The 20,519-nt window shown below is 60.0% G+C and carries 18 protein-coding genes; all 18 read right to left on the minus strand.

What is annotated here, in order from left to right; genetic code table 11:
- Window position 1: 1 nt before the first annotated feature.
- Entirely contained in the window at window positions 2–1,459 is a 1,458-nt protein-coding gene (locus CF137_RS13530) for an HD domain-containing phosphohydrolase (protein WP_139719633.1), read from the minus strand.
- Window positions 1,456–2,592 (minus strand): FIST C-terminal domain-containing protein, encoded by a 1,137-nt coding sequence (locus CF137_RS13535; RefSeq protein ID WP_139719636.1) that lies wholly within the window; start codon window positions 2,590–2,592, stop codon window positions 1,456–1,458. Before CF137_RS13535 ends, CF137_RS13530 begins: the two co-directional genes overlap by 4 nt.
- A gap of 237 nt (window positions 2,593–2,829) precedes the next feature.
- On the minus strand, window positions 2,830–4,293 hold the full coding sequence (nuoN, locus tag CF137_RS13540; RefSeq protein WP_139719638.1) for an NADH-quinone oxidoreductase subunit NuoN: 1,464 nt from the start codon (window positions 4,291–4,293) through the stop codon (window positions 2,830–2,832).
- Window positions 4,290–5,834: an NADH-quinone oxidoreductase subunit M gene (gene nuoM, locus CF137_RS13545; RefSeq protein WP_139719640.1), complete on the minus strand. Its 1,545-nt coding sequence runs from the start codon at window positions 5,832–5,834 to the stop codon at window positions 4,290–4,292. The genes nuoN and nuoM overlap by 4 nt, the downstream gene beginning before the upstream one ends.
- A gap of 98 nt (window positions 5,835–5,932) precedes the next feature.
- Window positions 5,933–7,780, minus strand: a complete 1,848-nt coding sequence (gene nuoL, locus CF137_RS13550) for an NADH-quinone oxidoreductase subunit L (protein ID WP_139719643.1) — start codon at window positions 7,778–7,780, stop codon at window positions 5,933–5,935.
- Window positions 7,777–8,085 carry an NADH-quinone oxidoreductase subunit NuoK gene (gene nuoK, locus CF137_RS13555; RefSeq protein WP_042019042.1) on the minus strand — a complete coding sequence of 103 codons (309 nt, stop codon included), beginning with the start codon at window positions 8,083–8,085 and terminating at the stop codon, window positions 7,777–7,779. The genes nuoL and nuoK overlap by 4 nt, the downstream gene beginning before the upstream one ends.
- Window positions 8,082–8,633 carry an NADH-quinone oxidoreductase subunit J gene (gene nuoJ / locus CF137_RS13560; protein WP_139719645.1) on the minus strand — a complete coding sequence of 184 codons (552 nt, stop codon included), beginning with the start codon at window positions 8,631–8,633 and terminating at the stop codon, window positions 8,082–8,084. The genes nuoK and nuoJ overlap by 4 nt, the downstream gene beginning before the upstream one ends.
- 10 nt (window positions 8,634–8,643) lie before the next feature.
- Window positions 8,644–9,186, minus strand: a complete 543-nt coding sequence (gene nuoI / locus CF137_RS13565) for an NADH-quinone oxidoreductase subunit NuoI (protein ID WP_100646127.1) — start codon at window positions 9,184–9,186, stop codon at window positions 8,644–8,646.
- Window positions 9,187–9,196: 10 nt separating this feature from the next.
- Window positions 9,197–10,165 carry an NADH-quinone oxidoreductase subunit NuoH gene (gene nuoH, locus CF137_RS13570; RefSeq protein WP_005337244.1) on the minus strand — a complete coding sequence of 323 codons (969 nt, stop codon included), beginning with the start codon at window positions 10,163–10,165 and terminating at the stop codon, window positions 9,197–9,199.
- Window positions 10,162–12,918: an NADH-quinone oxidoreductase subunit NuoG gene (gene nuoG / locus CF137_RS13575; RefSeq protein WP_139719647.1), complete on the minus strand. Its 2,757-nt coding sequence runs from the start codon at window positions 12,916–12,918 to the stop codon at window positions 10,162–10,164. The genes nuoH and nuoG overlap by 4 nt, the downstream gene beginning before the upstream one ends.
- Before the next feature lie 43 nt (window positions 12,919–12,961).
- On the minus strand, window positions 12,962–14,347 hold the full coding sequence (gene nuoF, locus CF137_RS13580) for an NADH-quinone oxidoreductase subunit NuoF (RefSeq protein WP_139719649.1): 1,386 nt from the start codon (window positions 14,345–14,347) through the stop codon (window positions 12,962–12,964).
- A complete protein-coding gene (nuoE, locus tag CF137_RS13585; RefSeq protein WP_139692621.1) occupies window positions 14,344–14,886 on the minus strand; it encodes an NADH-quinone oxidoreductase subunit NuoE in 543 nt (180 codons plus the stop codon). Before nuoE ends, nuoF begins: the two co-directional genes overlap by 4 nt.
- Window positions 14,887–14,979: 93 nt before the next feature.
- Window positions 14,980–16,785, minus strand: a complete 1,806-nt coding sequence (gene nuoC / locus CF137_RS13590) for an NADH-quinone oxidoreductase subunit C/D (RefSeq protein WP_139719652.1) — start codon at window positions 16,783–16,785, stop codon at window positions 14,980–14,982.
- 2 nt (window positions 16,786–16,787) lie between these two features.
- Window positions 16,788–17,462: a NuoB/complex I 20 kDa subunit family protein gene (locus tag CF137_RS13595; RefSeq protein ID WP_042019050.1), complete on the minus strand. Its 675-nt coding sequence runs from the start codon at window positions 17,460–17,462 to the stop codon at window positions 16,788–16,790.
- 29 nt (window positions 17,463–17,491) lie between these two features.
- Window positions 17,492–17,896, minus strand: a complete 405-nt coding sequence (locus tag CF137_RS13600; protein WP_101316552.1) for an NADH-quinone oxidoreductase subunit A — start codon at window positions 17,894–17,896, stop codon at window positions 17,492–17,494.
- Between the two features lie 533 nt (window positions 17,897–18,429).
- Window positions 18,430–19,308, minus strand: coding sequence for a flagellar motor protein MotB (locus tag CF137_RS13605; RefSeq protein WP_162515938.1), 879 nt, complete (start codon window positions 19,306–19,308; stop codon window positions 18,430–18,432).
- Window positions 19,283–20,041 (minus strand): flagellar motor protein, encoded by a 759-nt coding sequence (locus CF137_RS13610; RefSeq protein ID WP_101316550.1) that lies wholly within the window; start codon window positions 20,039–20,041, stop codon window positions 19,283–19,285. Before CF137_RS13610 ends, CF137_RS13605 begins: the two co-directional genes overlap by 26 nt.
- A 200-nt stretch (window positions 20,042–20,241) precedes the next feature.
- The coding region (locus CF137_RS13615) for a transposase (protein WP_331463399.1) at window positions 20,242–20,519 on the minus strand (278 nt) is incomplete at its 5' end.

Genomic DNA, 20,519 nt, shown 5'->3' on the forward strand with positions numbered 1-20,519 from the left:
ATTATCCCGCCTTGTGCATGACCTGGCTGATGGAGGGGCTGAAGCCGTAGCCGGTCTGCCACAGCTGGATGCAGGTATTGACGACCTGTTCATCGTAACGGATCCCGGCATAGCGGGTCAGTTCGGCAAAGGCGTCGCTCAGGGGCATGGCGCGGCGAAACGGGCGATGGGCCGTCATGGCGATCAGTGAGTCCGCCACCCGGATAATGCGCGCCTCCAGGGTGATGGCGTTGCCTGTCAGCCCCATCGGGTATCCGCTGCCATCAAGGTTCTCGTGGTGTTGCAACACTATGATGGCGATGGGCCAGGGGAAGTCGATCTGCGTGAGGATGTCATGACCTGCTTGCGGATGCTGTTTGATCAGCTCGAACTCCAACGGCCGCAGTTCTCGGGGGCGGGTGATGATCTCGGTGGGGGTCTGCAGCAGGCCGATATTGTGCACCATGGCGGCCAGCCCCAGCCCATCAAGCTGATCCTGACGCAGCTGCATGGCCTGCCCGATGGCCAGCGCCAGATCATGCACCCTCTGCTCATGGCCTGCGCTGTTGCGATCCTTGTGAGAGATGGCGCTGGCGAGGGCGCTGATGGCCTGGAACAGCAGGTCACGCTGGTGGCGTTCGCTCTCTTTAAGGCGGGTGATATCGACCAGGGTGCCGATGATGCCCGCGATCATCCCCTGATGGTCGTAGAAGAGATCCTTGAAACAGATGACGTTATAGCGCATGCCATTGCGATCGTGCAGTTGCAGCTCGAAGCACTGGGGCTGGTGGTTTCGCAGTAATTCGGTTTCCCGTATGGAGTACTCCTCAGCCATGCCGACGGGCAGCAATTCATGGGTCCGCTTGCCGAGTAGCGACTCTTTGCTGATCCCGATCACCTGACTGAAGGCCGGATTGCAGCCCAGAAAACGCCCCTCGATATCCTTGTAGAACACCGGGATCGGGATGGCTTTGAGCAGGGATTGGTTGAAGTGCTGCAGATCTTTCAATTCGGCTTGCTGGCGCTGGGCGAGCAGTTCGCTGTCTTTGCACAACTGAATGGTGCGCGCCAGATTGCCGAGCACCGGGCTGAACAGATGACAGACGGGCACCAGTTGCTGCTGTGGCTGGGGGGCGAGCAACAAGATGAGATAGCCCCCGTCGACCCTGAGGCGATAGGCAAAGCGGTAGGAATGGCTACCCGGTAGCGGGATCGTCTGCTGCAGCAGGCAGCGCGCCTCCTCGCTGACCCAAGCAGGCAGGGTCAGGGTGGTGCCGGTATGCTGGCACAACTGCTCGTCGCCAATCGCCTTGAGCAGGGTGTATCCCTCCGGTTTTTGTTGCAAGACCACGCCGACCGGCGTGGCGCAGTGATACATGAAACGCTGCAATACCTTGGTAAGCAGGGCGTCCAGCGTCACTTCGCGCCCGATACAGAGCGCCAGATCGCACACAATCGCCATGGCGTGATCGTTATTCATACCAATGCCCCGTTGCAGAGAATGGCGCCGTTATGAAACTGGGGATAATCCCCACTGCGGATGCTGCCAATTTCACCCAGTGAGAGTGCGCCTGCCAGCTCGCCCGCGCCCGAGTCGCTCAGCAGGGTGCGCAACTCGGTCACGGTTTGCTGGCCGAAGTGCAGCTGGCGCCCTGCGCAGTAGTAAACCTCCAGCAGATGCGCCCGGGTGAGATCCTGCTGCTGGCAGAGGCGTCGGGCCAGTGAGCAGGCATGATCGGTGGCACTCTCCGGCGCTTTCAGCAGCGTGAGAATGCTGTGCTCGGATACTTCGCTCGAGCAGATCAGGGCACCCTCATCCGTCACATCGAACGGGATCCTGACAATCACATCCCCATTGGCAAGGAGCAGGCCAAGGGGCATGTGTACCGCGAAGTGGTAGAGCTCCTCGTGCGTCAGCGTGTGCTGGAACTGCTGGCGGATCAGCTCCTGATAGGTGTGAAAAGCCGGTTGCCAGTCGATGTAGGTGATGGTGTTGGCGCCGCTGCCGGTCGCCAGCATTGGTTGGGCCGAGAGTTGATAGCCATGCTCCAGAAAGGGAAAGCTGTTGTTTGGCAGCAGCGTGCAGGTCACCCCGTAGGCAAGTAGCCGCTGGTTGTCGAACAGACAGGCAAGGGGGGTGAAGTGGCCGCTGCCCGCATTGGTGCCGGCATAGTTGACGCGATTGGCCAACTGCAGATAAAGCGCATCCAGAATGGAGGCAATATTGGGGATGAGGTTGTCGAAGGTCAGAAACAGGGTGGGTGGCGGCGAGAGGGCTGGCCAGGTGGCCAGCATGCTTGCCACCTGATCTGTGATCAGTCGGGCCAGCTGTACTGCATCCCCCTCTGGTGGCAGCGGTATCAAGGTTGCCTGATAGGGTTCCGGTCTGGGCAGTAACCATGCCCCCTGTGGTAGCAATCCTTGCGCGCCGAGCAGTTGGGGGAAAATGGCGCCATCGAGGGTGATCTCAAGGTCGTTGCACAACTGCTGCAACAGCGCGACCTGTGAACTTTCCTGTTCAGCCAGCAGTATGGTCAGTTTGCCGCCTTGATAGGGCCTGAGCGTAGCTGCCAGTTCTGTCGGGTTAAATTGGCAAACGTAATGTTGCTTCATCAATCTGAACTCCATTCCAGAATCTGATGACTATATCAATATGAGATTCATAAGGATATTTTTAATCCCTGTGACTGTGACTGAACACCAACTCGGGTGACCGGTACTCCCCTGTCGCAGGGTGATTGGGTGGCGAGTCCAAGAGAGCGGAAGCACGTTAATCGGGCTGGAAAGAAAAAACCGGCAGCCAAGGCTGCCGGTTTTGCGGGTAATGATGAGGGGTAACGACGGTAAAGGTTACTGCAACACCACGTGCTGGAACCCTTGTACCAGGCTGATGACCGGCTGCGGGTAGAGCCCCAGCAACACTACCAGTGCGGCAGAGAGCAGTACCACCACGCCACCAGAGGAGAGTGCCCAGTCGGCGCTGGCATCACGCTGCTGCATGCCCGGCTCGCGCATATAGAGGGTCACCATCACCTTGAGGTAGTAGTAAAGACCCAGTGCGCTGCCGAGCACGATGGCGCCGGAGAGCCACCAGAGCTGGGCCTCGACTGTCACGCCGATGAGGTAGAACTTGCCGATAAAGCCGAGGGTCATCGGGATGCCCGCGAGCGACAACATCATCACCGTCATTACGGCAGTGAGGTAAGGACGCTTCCAGAACAGGCCGCGATAGCTGTGCAGGGAGTCTGCATCCTTGCCGCGATAGGGGCTCGACATCATGCTCACCACGCCAAAGGCACCCAGGCTGGTGAAGAGATACATCAGCAGGTAGACCCCGGCCGCTTCCACCGGCATCTGGCCAATGCGGCTCGCCACAATCACCGCCAGCAGGTAGCCGAAGTGGGAGATGGAGGAGTAACCCAGCATCCGCTTGACGTTGGTCTGCACCAGTGCCAGCAGGTTGCCGACGAGGATGGAGATGACCGCCATGGCTGCCAGCAGCCAGTGGATCATGGGATCGCTCGCCGCCGGTACCGCCAGATAGAAACGCAGCAGCACGGCAAAGACCGCGACCTTGCTGACGGTGGCGAGGAAGGTGGCCACCGGTGCCGGGGCACCTTCATAGACATCCGGGGTCCAGAGGTGGAAAGGGGCCAGGGAGAGTTTAAAGGCAAAGCCGACCAGCATTAACCCCAAACCGCCCATCAGCAGCGGATGGTGAGCCGGGCTCTCGGCCAGGGTCTGCCCCAGGGCGGCAAAGCTCAGGCTGCCAGCCTGCGCGTAGAGCAGTGCCATACCAAACAGCAGGAAGGCGGTGGCGGCGGCAGAGAGCACCATGTACTTCACTGCAGCTTCCAGCGAGTGGCGCTCGCGGTAGGCGTAGCCCACCAGACCGAACATCGGCAGGGTCAGCATCTCGATCCCGATAAACAGGGAGGCGAGGTGGCGGGAGCAGGCCAGCACCAGACCACCGGCAGTGGCGATCAGCAGCAGCAGGAAGAACTCCTCCCGGTTATCCGGGTAGGCTTTCAGCCAGGATTGACCGAAGGTACAGGTTGCCAGCGCCCCGATCAGCACCAGACCCATGTAGAAAACGGCATAGCCATCCACTTGCAGCAGCGGGGTAACCCCCTGATCACCCTGCGCTATCACGATGGGCAGGGAGAACAGCGCCAGGTTGAGGCCAACAATGGTCACGGTAAAGGCGGTGGTGACACAGCGGCGCCAGGCAATGGCCAGCATCAGGGCCGCCATGGCCCCGGTGGTCAACAGCAGGGGAAGCAGTGCCAGCAGTTGGGCAGCGGTGAAAGTCATTGCAGGGCTCCAGCAGTCGGCAGCAGATACCAGTGCAGCACGTTGATGAGGCTGCTGCTGGCGGTATCAATCACGGGTTGGGGATAGAGGCCAAGCAGTACCAGCAGACCTGCGATCACCATCATCATGGTCAGCTCGCGGCGATCCAGTCCCTTGAGCACGCGCTCATCCTTGGCGGGGCCAAAGCAGGCGCGCTGCAACATGATGAGGGAGTAGACCGAGGCCAGTACCAGACCGAAGGTGGCGACCGCCGTGATAACCGGGGCAACCTGGAAGCTGCCGACCAGGATCAGGAACTCGCCGACGAAGTTGCCGGTGCCCGGCATGCCGAGCGAGGCCACCGAGAAGAACAGCATCACGCCGGGCAGATAGCGAAGCCGTCCCCACAGGCCACCCATCAGGCGCAGGTCGCGGGTGTGCAGCCGCTCGTAGAGCTGACCACAGAGGATAAAGAGACCGGCAGCAGAAAGACCGTGGGCGATCATCTGCACCACGGCGCCCTGCAGGGCCACTTCGCTACCCGAGTAGATGGCGATCATCACAAAGCCCATGTGGGAGATGCTGGTATAGGCCACCAGCCGTTTGATGTCGGTCTGGCCGAACGCCACGATGGCGCCATAGATGATACCGATCAGGCCCAGCACCATGGCGTAGGGGGCAAACTCGGCCGAGGCCTCGGGGAACAGCGGCAGGGCAAAGCGCAGCAGACCGTAGGCGGCGGTTTTCAGCAAAATACCGGCCAAGTCCACCGAGCCTGCGGTTGGTGCCTGACTGTGGGCATCCGGCAGCCAGCCGTGCAGCGGCACCAGCGGCATCTTGACCGCGAAGGCGATGAAGAAGCCCAGCATCAGCAACCACTCAACGCTGTTGCTCATCGGGGTGTTGAGCAGGTCCAGATAGTTGAAGGTGTAGACACCGGTGGCATGCTGGTGGGTCAGCACCAGCCCGATGATGGCTACCAGCATGATCAGGCCACTCACCTGGGTGTAGATAAAGAACTTGGTCGCGGCGTTGATCCGTGATTTGCCGTCAGTGACCGAGTGGCCCCACAGGGCAATCAGGAAGTACATGGGGACCAGCATCATCTCCCAGAAGAAGAAGAACAGGAACAGGTCCAGCGCCATGAAGACGCCGAGCACCCCGCCCAGGATCCACAGCAGGTTGAGGTGGAAGAAGCCGATGCGCTGCACGATCTCTTTCCACGAACAGAGGATGGCCAGCACCCCGATAAAGCAGGTGAGGATCACCATCAGCAGCGACAAGCCATCCACTGCCAGATGCAAAGAGATGCCAAAGCGGGGGATCCACGGCAGGCGCCACTCGGCGGCCCAGGCAGATGCGGCACCGGTGAAGCCAGCACTGTCGAGACCTGTCGTGGCAAGCGAGAAGTCACTACCCAGCCAGATGGCGCAGGAGAGCAGCAGGCTGGCGCTCATGGAGATGAGGGCTACCCAGCGGACAAACTGCCCGCCGAGACGCTCCATCTGCCAGCAGAGCAAGCCGCCGATAAAAGGAATTAGCAAGATCCAGAGTAAGGTCACGGTATCAGCTCTCGTTCAAGTTCATATGAGATTGCGCTCCCTGTTCCATCAGGGAGAGCAAACAGCCTGGCTGTATGATTGTCCGGTTGTTCATCGCGTTACCCCAGCAGCAACAGCGCCAGCACCAGTACGGCGCCGATCCCCATGGAGGCGGCATACCAGCGCAACTTGCCGGTCACGGTCCAGGCCAACAACTGGTTGCCACGCAGGGCAAACCAGGCGGGCAGCTCCATGGTGCGGTCCAGCGGATCTCGGGCCAGCAGCTGGGTAGCCAGCAGATAGGGTTTGACCCACAGCTGGTCGTAAAGCCAGTCAAAGCCCCAGGCGTTGAACCAGAGGGTGCTGAGCAGGCGGCCCGGTGCACTGTTGGCAATCGAGGTGGCCAGTCGGCGCTCGCCGAGGAACAGCAAGGCCGCCAGTGCAATCCCTGCGATGGCGATGATGCCGGAGGCTACCTCCAGTGCATGGCGACCCTCTTCGATATGATCCCCAGGGCCTGCCGGCAGTACCCCGGCCAGCGGCTGGGTGATCAGCGCCCCGATGCCGGTAGAGAGCACCAGCAACACCAGCAGCGGCAAGTGATGAGCCAGACCGTGGCCCGCGTGGGCTTTGGTCTGCTCTTTGCCATGGAAGGCGATAAAGATCAGCCGGAAGGTGTAGAGCGAGGTGAGGAATGCCCCCACCAGACCGGCCCACAGCAGCGCGCTTTGGCCCGAGGCTGCTACTTGCCACAAAATGGCGTCCTTACTGTAGAAACCGGAGGTGACCAGCGGCAGCGCCGCCAGCGCCGAGCCACCCACCAGGAAGCAGGCATAAACCAGCGGCAGGCTCTTGCGCAGGCCGCCCATCTTGAAGATGTTCTGCTCGTGGTGGCAGGCGACGATGACGGCACCGGCGGAGAGGAACAGCAGCGCCTTGAAGAAGGCGTGGGTCATCAGGTGGAAGATGGCCCCTTCCCATGCGCCGACACCGAGTGCCAGGAACATGTAGCCAATCTGGCTCATGGTGGAGTAGGCGAGGATCCGCTTGATGTCGGTCTGAACCAGCGCCGCAAAACCAGCCAGCACCAGGGTAATGGCGCCGACCAGCCCGACCAGATGTAGCACCTCAGGCGCCAGCAGGAACAGACCGTGGGTACGGGCAATCAGGTAGACACCGGCGGTCACCATAGTGGCGGCGTGGATCAGTGCAGAGACCGGGGTCGGGCCTGCCATTGCATCCGCCAGCCAGGTTTGCAGCGGCAACTGGGCCGATTTACCGACCGCGCCGCCCAGCAGCATCAGGCAGGCCAGCGACAGGGCAGGGGAGCCCTCGGCAAACATGGTCGGCGCCCGTACCAGCAGTTCGTGGATATTGAGGGTGCCCAGTTCCTGGTAGAGGATAAACAGACCGATGGCGAGGAAGACGTCACCCACCCGGGTCACGATAAAGGCCTTGAGGGCCGCCGCGCCGTTGTTGCGATCCTTGTAGTAGAAGCCGATCAGCAGGTAGCTGCACAGCCCCACCCCTTCCCAGCCGAGGTAGACAAACAGCAGGTCATCGGCCAGCACCAGAAACAGCATGCTGGCGATAAAGAGGTTGGTGTAGGTAAAGAAGCGGGAGTAGCCCTCTTCACCACGCATGTACCAGGAGGCAAACAGGTGGATGAAGAAACCCACCCCGGTCACTACCCCCAGCATGGTCAGCGACAGGCCATCCAGTGCCAGCGAGAAGCTCGGGGTAAAGTTGCCCACTGCCATCCATTGCCACAGGCGCTGGACATAGACGCCCCCCTCGGGCGGGTTGCTCAGAAAGTCGATGCCGACCCAGAGGGTGGTGAGGGCCGACAGGCCAATGGAGCCCACCCCGATCAGCGCCGAGGTACGCTCACCAAACCGGCCGAGGGAGAAGGCCAGCACCAGCCATCCCAACAGCGGAAATAGAAAAGTCAGGTATAAGAGGCTCATCCGCGCATCTCGCTCACAATGTCCACGTTCAGGGTGTGGTAACGACGATAGAGCAGCAGTAACAGGGCGAGGCCGATACTGGCCTCTGCTGCTGCCAGAGAAATCACCAAGATGTACATGATCTGGCCATCGGCCTGGGCCCAGCGGCTACCCGCCACCACAAACGCCAGTGCCGAGGCATTCATCATGATCTCGATACTCATCAGGATGTAGAGCAGGTTGCGGCGGATCAGCAGACCGCACAAGCCGATGCAGAACAGCACCGCGGCCAGCAGTAGGCCGTGCTCCATAGGGATTCCATTCATTGCTGATCTCCTTCTTGTGCAGAGCGGGATGCTGCGCGAGGGACCGAGAGCACTTCACCGTTCTTCTCTTCCCGACCCAGATGGTAGGCGGTCACCAGACCGGCCAGCAGCAAGATGGAGGCGAGCTCCACTGCTAGTACATAGGGGCCAAAGAGCTCGATACCGACCTGCTTGGCGGTCACCTCGGTCACCCCGATCAGGCCTCCGGTCACCCCGAGAATGCCGTGGGCCAGAAAGCCCAGCAGCACCAGCGAGAGCAGGGCAGGGCCAACCCAGGTCATGGGGGTAAGCCAGGTCTTCTCCTGCACTTGTGCGGTTCCCAAGTTCAGCATCATCACCACGAACACGAACAGCACCATGATGGCGCCTGCGTAGACGATCACCTGCAGAGCGCCCGCAAAGGCGGCGCCCAGGCAGAAAAAGATCATGGCCACGGCGATGAGGGAGATGATGAGATTGAGCAGCGCATGCATTGGATTGCTGGTGCTGATCACCCGCAGCGTGCTGTAAACGGCCACCAGGGCCGAGGCATAAAATGCCAGTTCCATGATTGACTCCTCAGGGCAGCAGGCTCTTGACATCGATGGGTTTGGCTTCATTCTCGGCATCCCCTTTCGGCTTGCCGTCGATGGCCATCCCGCTCATGCGATAGAAGTTGTAGTCCGGGTATTTGCCGGGCCCACTGATCAGCAGATCTTCCTTCTCGTACACCAGATCCTGGCGGCGATACTCACCCATCTCGAAATCCGGCGTCAGCTGGATGGCGGTGGTGGGGCAGGCCTCTTCGCACAAGCCGCAGAAGATGCAGCGAGAGAAGTTGATGCGAAAGAACTCCGGATACCAGCGGCCATCTTCCCGCTCGGACTTTTGCAGCGAGATGCAGCCGACCGGGCAGGCGACCGCGCAGAGGTTGCAGGCTACGCAGCGTTCGTCCCCGTCGGGGTCACGGGTCAGCACGATGCGCCCGCGGTAGCGGGGGGCCGCATAGACCGCCTCTTCCGGATAGCTCAGGGTTTCACGGGGCCGCCAGGCATGGGAGAAGACCATGGCCAGGCTGCGTAACTGGGTGCCGACACCCTGAATAATGCTAACAATTTTCATATTGAGTGCCTCACTGCGTACTTATCAGTACAACTGCCGCGGTGACCAGCATATTGATCAGGGTCAGCGGCAAGCAGACTTTCCAGCCAAACGACATCACCTGGTCAAAGCGCGGGCGAGGCAGGGAAGCCCGCAGCAGGATGAAGAACACCATGAAACAGGCTGTCTTCAGGGCAAACCAGATGAAGGGGGGCAGCCAGGGGCCGTGCCAGCCACCGAAGAAGAGGGTCACGATGAGCGAAGAGATCAGCACTATGCCGATATACTCGCCCACGAAGAAGAGACCCCACTTCATCCCCGCATACTCGATGTGATAGCCATCGGCGAGCTCCTGCTCGGCTTCCGGCTGGTCAAACGGGTGACGGTGGGTGACGGCGACACCGGCAAACAGGAAGGTGACAAAGCCCAGGATCTGGGGCACCACGTTCCACAAATCTGCCTGTGCCTCGACGATATCCCGCAGGTTGAAGCTGCCGGTCTGGATCACGATCCCCATCAAGGAGAGGCCGAGAAACACCTCGTAGGAGAGGGTCTGGGCCGAGGCGCGCAAGCTGCCGAGCAGGGAGTATTTGTTGTTGCTCGACCAACCGGCGAACAGCACCGCGTAGACCGCCAGCCCCGCGATGGCCAGGATGTAGAGCAGCCCCACGTTGAGATCCGCCACGCCCCAGGTGGGGGTGATGGGCACCACCGCAAACGCCAGAATAAAGGCGGTAAAGGCGATGATGGGAGCCAGGATAAAGATCCGGCGATCGGCGAACGGCGGGATCCAGTCCTCCTTGAAGAACATCTTGATCATGTCGGCGGCCAGCTGGAGCAGGCCAAACGGCCCGACCCGGTTGGGGCCGTAGCGATCCTGCCACAGGGCCAGCAGACGGCGCTCGATGAAGCTCATGAAGGCGCCAGCCCCCACGATCCCCACCAGCACTATCAGTGCCTTGCCCACCTCCAGCAACAGATCGATCAGCGACTCGCTCATGCGATCACCTCCTGCAGGTTAGTGATTGAGGCTTGTTGCAGGGCCGTCGGCAGGCCGTTCACCCCAAGAGGGAGCCCCACCAGACCGGCGCTCAGCTGTGCACTAAGACGCAGGCGTAACTGCCAGTGGCTACCGCCCCAGGAGAAGGAGACCTGACTGCCTGCATGGAGGGCCAGACGCTGCGCATCAAGGGGATTGAGCACCAGCTCGGGTTCGTTCATCCGGGCCTGGATCACCGGGCTACGGGCCGACAGCTCCTCGCCACCAAACAACTGGGCATAGTTGACCACCTGCAGCGCTTCTGCGGCCTTGAAGGGGGCGGGGATGGTGGCAAACCAGCCGAGTGGCTCTTTACCTTCTGTTTGCTGGTCGTTTACTTCCAGCAGACGGCGACCCGGATCGCCAGCGCGCAGATGACCACCGACTTCATCCTGGAACTTGTTCCAGGCGGAGGGGGAGTTCCAGCCCGGCGCCCAGGCAAAGGGCACTTGCGGCATGTTCTGGCGGGCACCGGCATACCCTTCCATGGAGAAGTTGAAGGGGGAGTCGGGATCCTGCGCCACCCGTGGCTCGCTGACGTTCTGATCCGCCAGCATAGAGGTGCGGCCGCTGTAGCGGTGCGGCTCACGGGCCAGCCGCATGCCACGGATGCGCAAGCCCGCGTTGGGCGCCGCTTCCAGCATGGTGGCCAGCAGCGGATGGCTGGTGGCGCAGTCATGGCTTATCTGTTCATAGGTCTGCCAGCGCAGCGGCTTGTGATCTAGCGCCCCTTGCAGCGCAGCCAGCCAGCGCCATCCTTCACGCACCTGAATGTCAGCGTTGTAGAAGGCGGGCGCATAGACCTGGAAGAAGCGTTGGGCGCGCCCTTCCATATTGACCAGGGTGCCATCGGCCTCGGCAAAACTGGCCGCAGGCAGCACCAGATCCGCCTTGTTGGCAGTCAGGGTCGCCTGATGGTCGATGACCAGCAGGTGCTGCAGTCGGGCCAGCGCAGCGTCCACCCGGTTGCGCGGTGCGCGGCGGTAGAGATCGTTCTCCAGGGTCACCAGCGCCAGCCCCTCTTCGGCCTCGATACGCTCGAGGGCGGCTTCGAGCGGCTTGGCTGACAATGTTTGAGCGCCGAGCATGGCCAGACCCAGCGAGTTGGCCTCCTGGCCAACCAGCGCGATGCTGGCTTCCTGGCCACGGCCTTTCAGGGCGCGGGCAATGTTGCTGGCCGCGTCGACCAGCGCCACATCGCGGGCACTTGAGCCTGCAATGATAAGTGGCTTTTTGGCGTTGCCCAGCAGCTCGGCCCAGCGAACCGCTTGTGCCTGTTGCTCGGCGCCGAGATCGGCCACTGCCGGTGCGCTCGGGTCGAGCAGGTTGGCGATGGCAAAGCCAAGGCGCGCCTGATCTGCGTAGGGGGCGTGCAGCTTGTCGGCCGCCACATCGTCAAGACGGGTGGTGTCGAGACTGGTGATGAGCAGCGGGTAGCGCTCGTTCTGCCCCAGGGTCTGAACAGCGGCGACTTGCCACAGATCCACCTTCATCTTGCGGGCCAGCTCGCGGGCCTTGCCCTTGACCGCCTGACGCAGCGCCAGCGCGATACGGGCGGCGCTCATGGTGACATCTTCGCCGAGCAGCAGAATGGCGTCAGCCTCTTCCATGTCCCGCAGGCTCGGGGTCGGCACGCCGCCCTGTTGCAGGATCTGCAGCATCTTCAGCTGACAGGCCCACTCGGCCTGCTCGACGCCTGCGTAGAAGTTGGCTTCACCCACCAGCTCGCGCAGGGCAAAGTTGCTCTCCAGCGAGGCGCGGGGCGAGCCGATGCCGATGAAGCCGCTGGCGGTGCGCAGGGCATCGGCGGCGCGGTTGAGGGCGCCATCTACCGTGATGGTCAGCTGGTCGCTGCCATCTTTGAGCAGCGGTTGGCGCGGGCGATCCGCCAGATTGACATAGCCATAGCCAAAGCGGCCACGGTCGCAGAGGAAGTAGTGGTTGAGGCTGCCGTGGAAGCGGTTTTCGATGCGGCGCAGCTCGCCATAACGCTCACCCGGGCTGATGTTGCAGCCCACGGAACATTGCTGGCAGATGCTGGGTGCAAACTGCATGTCCCACTTGCGGTTGTAACGCTCTGAGTGGGTCTTGTCGGTGAAGACGCCGGTGGGGCAGACCTCCACCAGGTTGCCGGAAAATTCGCTCTCCAGAGTGCCATCTTCGACCCGGCCGAAATAGACGTTGTCGTGGGCACCGTAGACCCCCAGATCCTCGCCACCGGCATAATCCTTGTAATAACGGACGCAGCGATAGCAGGCGATGCAGCGGTTCATCTCGTGATTGATGAAAGGCCCCAGCTCCTGATTCTGGTGGGTGCGCTTGGTGAAGCGGTAGCGACGGCTGTTGTGGCCGGTCATCACCGTCATGTCCTGCAGGTGGCAGGCACCCCCCTCTTCACATACCGGGCAGTCGTGGGGGTGGTTGGTCATCTGCCACTCCACCACGCACTTGCGAAACTCTTTTGCCTCTTCATCTTCGATGGAGATATAAGTGCCATCGGTAGAGGGGGTCATGCAGGACATGACCAGACGGCCGCGCTTGTCGTCGGCATTCTGATACTGCTTGACCGCGCACTGGCGGCAGGCGCCGACGCTACCCAGCGCCGGATGCCAGCAAAAATAGGGGACGTCCAGCCCTAAGGAGAGACAGGCTTGCAGCAGGTTGTCTGCCCCGTCCACCTCGTACTCTTTACCGTCTACATAAATGGTTGCCATACAACTTCCCTGAAACCTGTTTTGTGAAATCGGTGGTTTTTTTTTACCAGCGTTCGCCCAGCAGATTGGGCTGGATCCCTTTAAATGGCTTGTGGTTGTCACCAGCGCCCTTGATCCCGGCCTCGAATTCGGAGCGGAAATATTTGATTGCGCTGGCGAGCGGCTCGACGGCGCCAGGAGCATGGGCACAGAAGGTTTTGCCCGGCCCAAGGAAATTGCAAAGTTGCTCGAGCGTAGCTAAATCGCCCTCTTGCCCTTCACCACGCTCCAGTGCCCGCAGCAGTTTGACGCTCCAGGGCAGGCCGTCGCGGCAGGGAGTACACCAGCCGCAGGATTCGCGGGCGAAGAACTCCTCCATGTTGCGCAGCAGGCTCACCATGCTGATGGAGTCATCCACCGCCATGGCAAGACCAGTTCCCATCCGGGTGCCGACTTTGCCGATGCCGGCGGTATACATCCGGGCATCGAGGTGTTCTGGCAGCAAGAAGCCGGTACCGGCGCCCCCTGGTTGCCAGGCTTTCAGGCGATAGCCGCTCTTCATGCCGCCGGCATAGTTTTCAAACAGCTCGCGGGCGGGGATGCCAAAGGGCAGCTCCCAGACTCCGGGGTTGTTCACCTTGCCGGAAAAACCCATCAGCTTGGTGCCGTGATCTTCCGAGCCCGGCAGCGCCAGCCCCTGATACCAGGCCACCCCGTTGCCGATGATGGCGGGTACGTTGCACAGGGTCTCGACGTTGTTGACGCAGGTGGGTTTGCCCCAGACACCGGAGACGGCAGGGAAGGGGGGCTTGGCGCGCGGGTTGGCGCGGCGCCCTTCCAGCGAGTTGATGAGCGCCGTCTCTTCGCCGCAGATGTAGCGACCGGCGCCGGTGTGGACGAACAGCTCGAAGTCAAAACCCGAGCCGAGAATGTTCTTGCCCAGCAGACCGGCGGCTTTGGCCTCTTCCACCGCCCGGCGCAGGTTGATGGCGGCATCCACATATTCGCCGCGCAGGAAGATGTAACCGCGATAGGCCTTGAGGGCACGGGCCGAGATGATCATCCCCTCGATCAGCAGATGGGGCAGTTGCTCCATCAGCAGGCGATCTTTCCAGGTGTTGGGCTCCATCTCGTCGGCGTTGCAGAGCAGGTAACGGATGTTCATGCTCTCATCTTTGGGCATCAGCCCCCACTTCACCCCGGTGGGGAAGCCTGCGCCGCCGCGCCCCTTGAGACCTGCATCCTTGACGGTGCTGACAATCTCGTCCGGGCTCATCTGGCCGAGCGCTTTGCGGGCCGCGTCATAGCCCTGCTTGCTCTGGTATTCATCCAGCCAGACCGGCTGGCCGTCGTCCCGCAGCCGCCAGGTGAGCGGATGGGTTTCAGCCGCGCGAGCCGTGCGGTTGGCGGTGCCGAGAGAGGCGAGAATTTTGCTCTGAGGCTGGCTCATTGATACGCCTCCAGGGTTTTCAGCAATGTCACCGGATCGAGGCCGCCATAGGTGTCGTCATCGATCATGATGGCTGGCCCCTTGTCGCAGTTGCCAAGGCAGCAGACCGGCAGCAGGGTGAAGCGGCCATCTGGCGTGGTTTGACCCGGGCCGAGATTCATCACCTCTTTGAGACCGGCCATCAGCTCTTCATGGCCATTGATGTAGCAGACCATGCTGTCGCAGACCCGGATGATGTGGCGCCCCACTGGCTGGCGGAAGATCTGGCTGTAGAAGGTAGCGACCCCCTCCACATCGCTGGCGGGAATGCCCAGCTCGGCCGCGATGGCATGAATGGCACCGTCGGGTACCCAGCCGCGAGCCTGCTGCACGATCTTGAGCGCTTCGATACTGGCGGCGCGGGGATCTTCGTAGTGGTGTTTCTCGTGTTCAATGGCATCGCGTTCAGCCTGGCTCAGAGCGAAATCGCTCTGTTTGCTGCTGCAAGCCCCTTGCCCCTTTGGGGTCTGATTATTGTGACACTGACATTGCTGGCTCATGACTTGACCTTTTGTGGCTTGTCCTTTAACTGCGAGTCCTGTTGTCTCGTAATCCGTGGGTGTCCCCATCAGGCGGGGACACCCAGCGGTTACTTAACGGTCCACATCCGACATAACGAAATCGATACTGCCCAGGTAGGCGATGAGATCCGACACCATGCTGCTCTTGATCACCGAGGGGATCTGTTGCAGGTGAGCAAAGCTCGGGGTGCGGATCCGGGTCCGGTAGCTCATGGTGGAGCCATCGCTGGTCAGGTAATAGCTGTTGATCCCCTTGGTCGCTTCGATCATCTGGAAGGATTCTGCGGCTGGCATTACCGGGCCCCAGGAGACTTGCAGGAAGTGGGTGATCAGGGTCTCTATATCTTGCAGAGTGCGATCTTTAGGCGGCGGGGTGGTGAGCGGGTGATCCGCCTTGAACGGCCCCTCCGGCATGTTATTCACACACTGCTCTATGATCCGCAGGCTTTGGCGCATCTCTTCGAGGCGCATCATGCCGCGGTCGTAAACATCACCATTGGCACCGACCGGCACCTCGAACTCGAACTGATCGTAGCCCGAATAAGGGCGCCATTTGCGCACATCGAAGTTGAGGCCGGTGGCGCGCAGACCACCTCCGGTGACGCCCCATGCTAATGCCTGCTCTGTGGTATAGGGGGCAACGCCTATGGTGCGGCCACGCAAGATGCTGTTGCGCATGGCTGCCTTCTCATAATCCATCAGCCGCTTGGGCAGCCAGTTCAGCAGGTTCTCCTGGATGAGGCGAGCCCAGCCTACCGGCAGATCGTGCGCCACGCCGCCAATGCGGAACCAGGCCGGGTGCATGCGCGCACCGGTGATCGCTTCGATGATGGTGTAGATTTTTTGCCGGTCGGTGAAGGTGAAGAAGACCGGGGTCATGGCCCCCACGTCCTGAATATAGGTACCGAGGAACAGCAGGTGGCTCTGGATGCGGAACAGCTCCGCCATCATCACCCGGATCATATCGACCCGCTGCGGCACCTTGATGCCAGCCAGCTTCTCGACCGCCAGCACGTAGGGCAGGTTATTCATCACCCCGCCCAGATACTCAACCCGGTCGGTATAGGGAATGTAGCTGTGCCAGGACTGGCGTTCACCCATCTTCTCGGCACCACGATGGTGGTAGCCGATGTCGGGCACGCAGTTGCGGATCTCTTCGCCATCGAGCTGCAGCACCAGCCGGAAGGCGCCGTGGGCAGAGGGGTGGTTGGGGCCGAGGTTGAGGAACATGTAGTCCTCGTTCTCGTTACCACGGGCCAGGCCCCACTCTTCCGGTTTGAACAGCAGGTTCTCCTGCTCCATGTCCTGTTTGGCGGCATCGAGCATGAAGGGATCAAATTCAGTGGCGCGCGCCGGATAGTCTTTGCGCAGCGGGTGACCCTGCCAGTTCTTGGGCATCATGATACGGGTCAGATGGGGGTGACCGTCGAAGGTGATTCCCATCAGGTCCCACACTTCCCGCTCATACCAGTTGGCATTGGGGAAGTGGTTGGTGATGGTGGGCAGGTGCAGATCGCTCTCGGCCAGCGCCACTTTCAACATCACATCGGCGTTACGGTCGATGGAGATGAAGTGATAGAAGACGGTGAAATCGCTGGGGGGCATGCCGTCGCGATGGCTGCGCAGCCGCTCGTCGGTGGCGCTGAGATCAAACAGCATCACGAACGGAGAGGGCACCTTGCGCAGGAAGCCAATCACATCCTGCAGCAGTTCGCGAGGGAGCCAGACCACCGGCACGCCAGTACGGGTGCTTTGCACAGTGAAGTGCTCGGCGCCGAAGTGGGCAAACAGTTCGCCAATGATTTTGGCATCTTTGTGGTCGCTGGGTTGCCACTGGGCCATGGCGTAATTGCTGGGAAAATCACGAGTCAGTTTCATGGTCAGATCTCATCCGGCGTGCGCAGGTTGGTCACATTGATCCGTTCGCCGCGTTTGCGCTCTTTTTCGGCCTGCATCTGGGGACGGTAGATCCCCTGATCGCCTACCGTCCAGGAGAGGGGGCGGCGCTCTTTGCCGATGGAGTCCTGCAGCAGCATCAGGGCTTGCAGAAAAGCTTCGGGACGCGGTGGGCAACCCGGAATGTAGACGTCGACCGGCAGGAATTTGTCCACTCCCTGCACCACCGAGTAGATGTCATACATGCCGCCGGAGTTGGCACAGGCACCCATGGAGATCACCCACTTGGGTTCGAGCAGTTGCTCGTACAGGCGTTGAATGACTGGCGCCATCTTGATAAAGGGGGTCCCTGCAATCACCATGAAGTCGGCCTGACGGGGCGAAGCGCGAATAACTTCTGCGCCGAAGCGGGCCACATCGTGGGGGGAGGTGAAGGCGGTACACATCTCCACATAGCAGCAGGAGATACCAAAGTTGTAGGGCCAGAGGGAGTTTTTGCGGCCCCAGTTGACTGTGTCTTGCAGCACCTCCTCGAGGCGGCCCATCATGATGCCGCGGGTCGCTTCTTGCGCCAGCGGATCATCGACGGTCTGGCGCTGTTCCTGGGGGTAGCGCTCAACTGGCGCATCCGGGTCAATCCGGGTCAGGGTGTACTTCATGGTGCAACCTCAAGGAAAGGGTCTGTGGTTCAATCAGTTTTTTTATCGTTCAGCTGTGGCTTGCGTGGCGACCACTCCAGGGCACCGATGCGCCACAGGTAGATCAGACCGATTAAGAGCAGCGTGATGAAAATAGCGGCTTCAATAAAGCCGACCCAGCCGGTTTCGCGCACCGAGACGGCCCAGGCGAAAAGATAGAGTGCCTCGACGTCGAAGATGACGAAAAACATGGCAACCAGATAGAATTTGGCGGAAAAACGCAGGCGGGCAGTGCCAACCGAGTCAATGCCAGATTCGAAGGGCTTGTTTTTGGCACGACCATAGGCGCGTCCCCCCAGCAGAGCGGCGAGACCTATCATCGTCAAACAGATAGCTATGGCACCTATGACATAAATGGCAAAAGCCCAATGTTGAGCAGAAATATCAGCAAACATAGAGGTTTTTCCTAACCAAATTAATCACGCGACTTAACAATGACGTTACGCATTATGACACTTTCGCACTGATTTACATGCCATTTTTACGAGTTAATTATTAATCTGTTAACTGGAAATTAAATTCTGTTAAGGAGCGCACTTTTTTACTGGTTATGGCAGGCAGGAAAGGCTTGGAAAGAGTAGAAAGCTGCTTCTTGTCATCACCTGAAAGGGGTAAATATCGAGTGCGAAGCCGGGCTTGGTCGGCATCGTGGGCAGGAAAAGTCGGTGGGCGAGAAAGGTGGTGCGGGTAAGGCGAGCGCTATCACAAGGGGTAGTGGCCCAGTAACACTGGCCACGGTTTTATTTGAGCACTACAGCGCTGGTTGCGACAGCCTGCGTTCGCCAATCGTACATTCTAAGGGAAATGAGGACATTGTGGATGGCTGCAGTGCTGCCGGGCAACATTGACACAATTATTAATGGCGTAGGTATTACTGAATTATTTGTTTTTTAAAAAGAAGCTCCCGCGCGAGGCGGGAGCGGGGTGATCAGGGTTTGAGCAGTTGCAGCGACTCTTCTGCGGCCTTGCCTTGGGAGAGGGTGATATCGACCCGGCGGTTCGCCTGGCGATGTTCGGCGGTGTCATTGGCAAAACGGGGCTGGGTGTCGGCAACGCCCTGGGCAATGACCCGTTTGGCATCCAGCTGGGGGTTGGTCAGCATGGTCTGCACGATGGAGGAGGCCCGCAGTACCGAGAGCTCCCAGTTGTTGCGATAGAGTTCCACCGGCGCCTGTGAGTCATCGGTATGGCCGGTCACCACCACCTGTCCTGGGATGTCGGCCAGGATGCCGGAGATCTTGTGGACCAGCGGCACGAACTGGGGTTGCAGGAACGCTGAATCGGATGGGAACAATGCCTTCTCACCGATGCGGATCACCAGCTGACTGCCAAGCTGCTCGACCTCGAGATCCTTGGATTCAATCTGTGCCTTGAGCTGTTGATCCAGCTTCTGCTTGGTTACTTGCACCCACTCCTGTTCTTTGGTTTTGTGGGGCCAGGCTTCGGTGGCACTCGGTTTTTCCGAGGCGCCAATGGTTTCATTGAAGGGATCTGACGCCGCCATGGGTGCATCTTTCTCCAGCACCGTCTCTTTTTCCGAACTGCTGGGGCTCGTTTTTGATTCTGGTTCGAGAATACCTGTGCCGCCCTGCATCACTGGCGAACCGGCAGGCGGGGAGATGAGGCCAATTTTGCCCAGTGACTCGATAAAGCCCTGGATAAGCACCCGAGTCTCTGACTGCTTGGCCATGGCAAAGGAGTAGAGCACCACAAACAGGGCGAACAGCAGGGTCATGAAGTCGGCATAGGAGACCAGCCAACGTTCGTGGTTCTCCGGTGCTTCAGCTTTTTTCTTTTTGGCCACCATGGCCTCCGATAAATGGTTCGAGGGATACTTGCAGTCGCGCCTGTGACTCACCATCCACTATGCAGAGGATGCCGGTCAGGGTCATCTCCTTGTAGTGGCGGATCTCATGGGCAAATCCTTTGTAACGGTTGCCGAACGGCAAAAAGATCAGGTTGGCGGCGGCAACCCCGTAGATGGTTGCGATAAAGGCCACCGCGATGGCGCCACCCAGTTTGTCCGGTGCATCCAGCAGACCCATGGCGTGGATCAGACCAAATACTGCACCGACTATCCCCATGGTTGGGCAGTAGCCACCCATGGCCTCATAGAATTTGACCGTCTGTTCGAGATCCTCTTGTTCAAATTCGATCTCGTTTTCCAGCACCTCATGGATCTTGGCCTTCTCATAGCCATCGACCATCATCTGTACCCCTTTTTTCAAAAAGGGATCCTTGATCTCTTCGACCATGCCTTCGAGGGCCAGCATACCGCTGCGACGGGCATTACCTGCCATGGTCTCCAGCAACTGGGCCTGCTCCAGCATGTCGAGCTTGAGGGGGGAGAGCAGCCATTTGAAACGCTTGACGGTTTTACCGACCACGGAGAAGGGGAACTGGGTCAGTGCCGCGCCTATGGTACCGCCAATTACAATAAGAAAGGCGGGCAGATCGAGCAGCGCACTGGGATGGCCGCCCTCTATGATGTTTCCGCCAAGAATGCAGATCAGTGCAAAGACAAGGCCTATCAAGCTCATTTTTTCTACGTCCCTGAATATTGATAATGGCTAGTGTAGCTACTTAAGTATCAGTTTTTCAAAATGATATCCAATCGCCGAGGAATTAATGAGCGCTGGGCAGCGTTCGCAAGGGGTGGTGTGTGGCGGTAATGAGATTGCCTTGGCGTTGTTTCCCAAATCAGCCATCAGGTCACAACGTCCCCAGCCCCTGGTGACCGCTACACTCGGGGCTTTCTGACAGGTAGACCAAGGGTATTCAGTTTGTTTATAGCGCTGACATACGCCATGACTTCTCCCACTTGGCCGTTGTAGTTACGCAGACTGATTTTCCCCGCCAGCAACTGCTTGAACCGATACATCGCCGTCTCTGCCAGCGAGCGCCGGTGATATCCCGACATCTTCTTCCAGTGCGCTAGCCCCTCCTTGTGCATCACCAGCACCGCCTCATTTCTTGGGTGCCCCTTTTTCCATAACCCAGCGTTCTTGCGAGGCGGGA

Source organism: Aeromonas sobria, assembly GCF_006243315.1.
GTDB lineage: Bacteria > Pseudomonadota > Gammaproteobacteria > Enterobacterales > Aeromonadaceae > Aeromonas > Aeromonas sobria_A.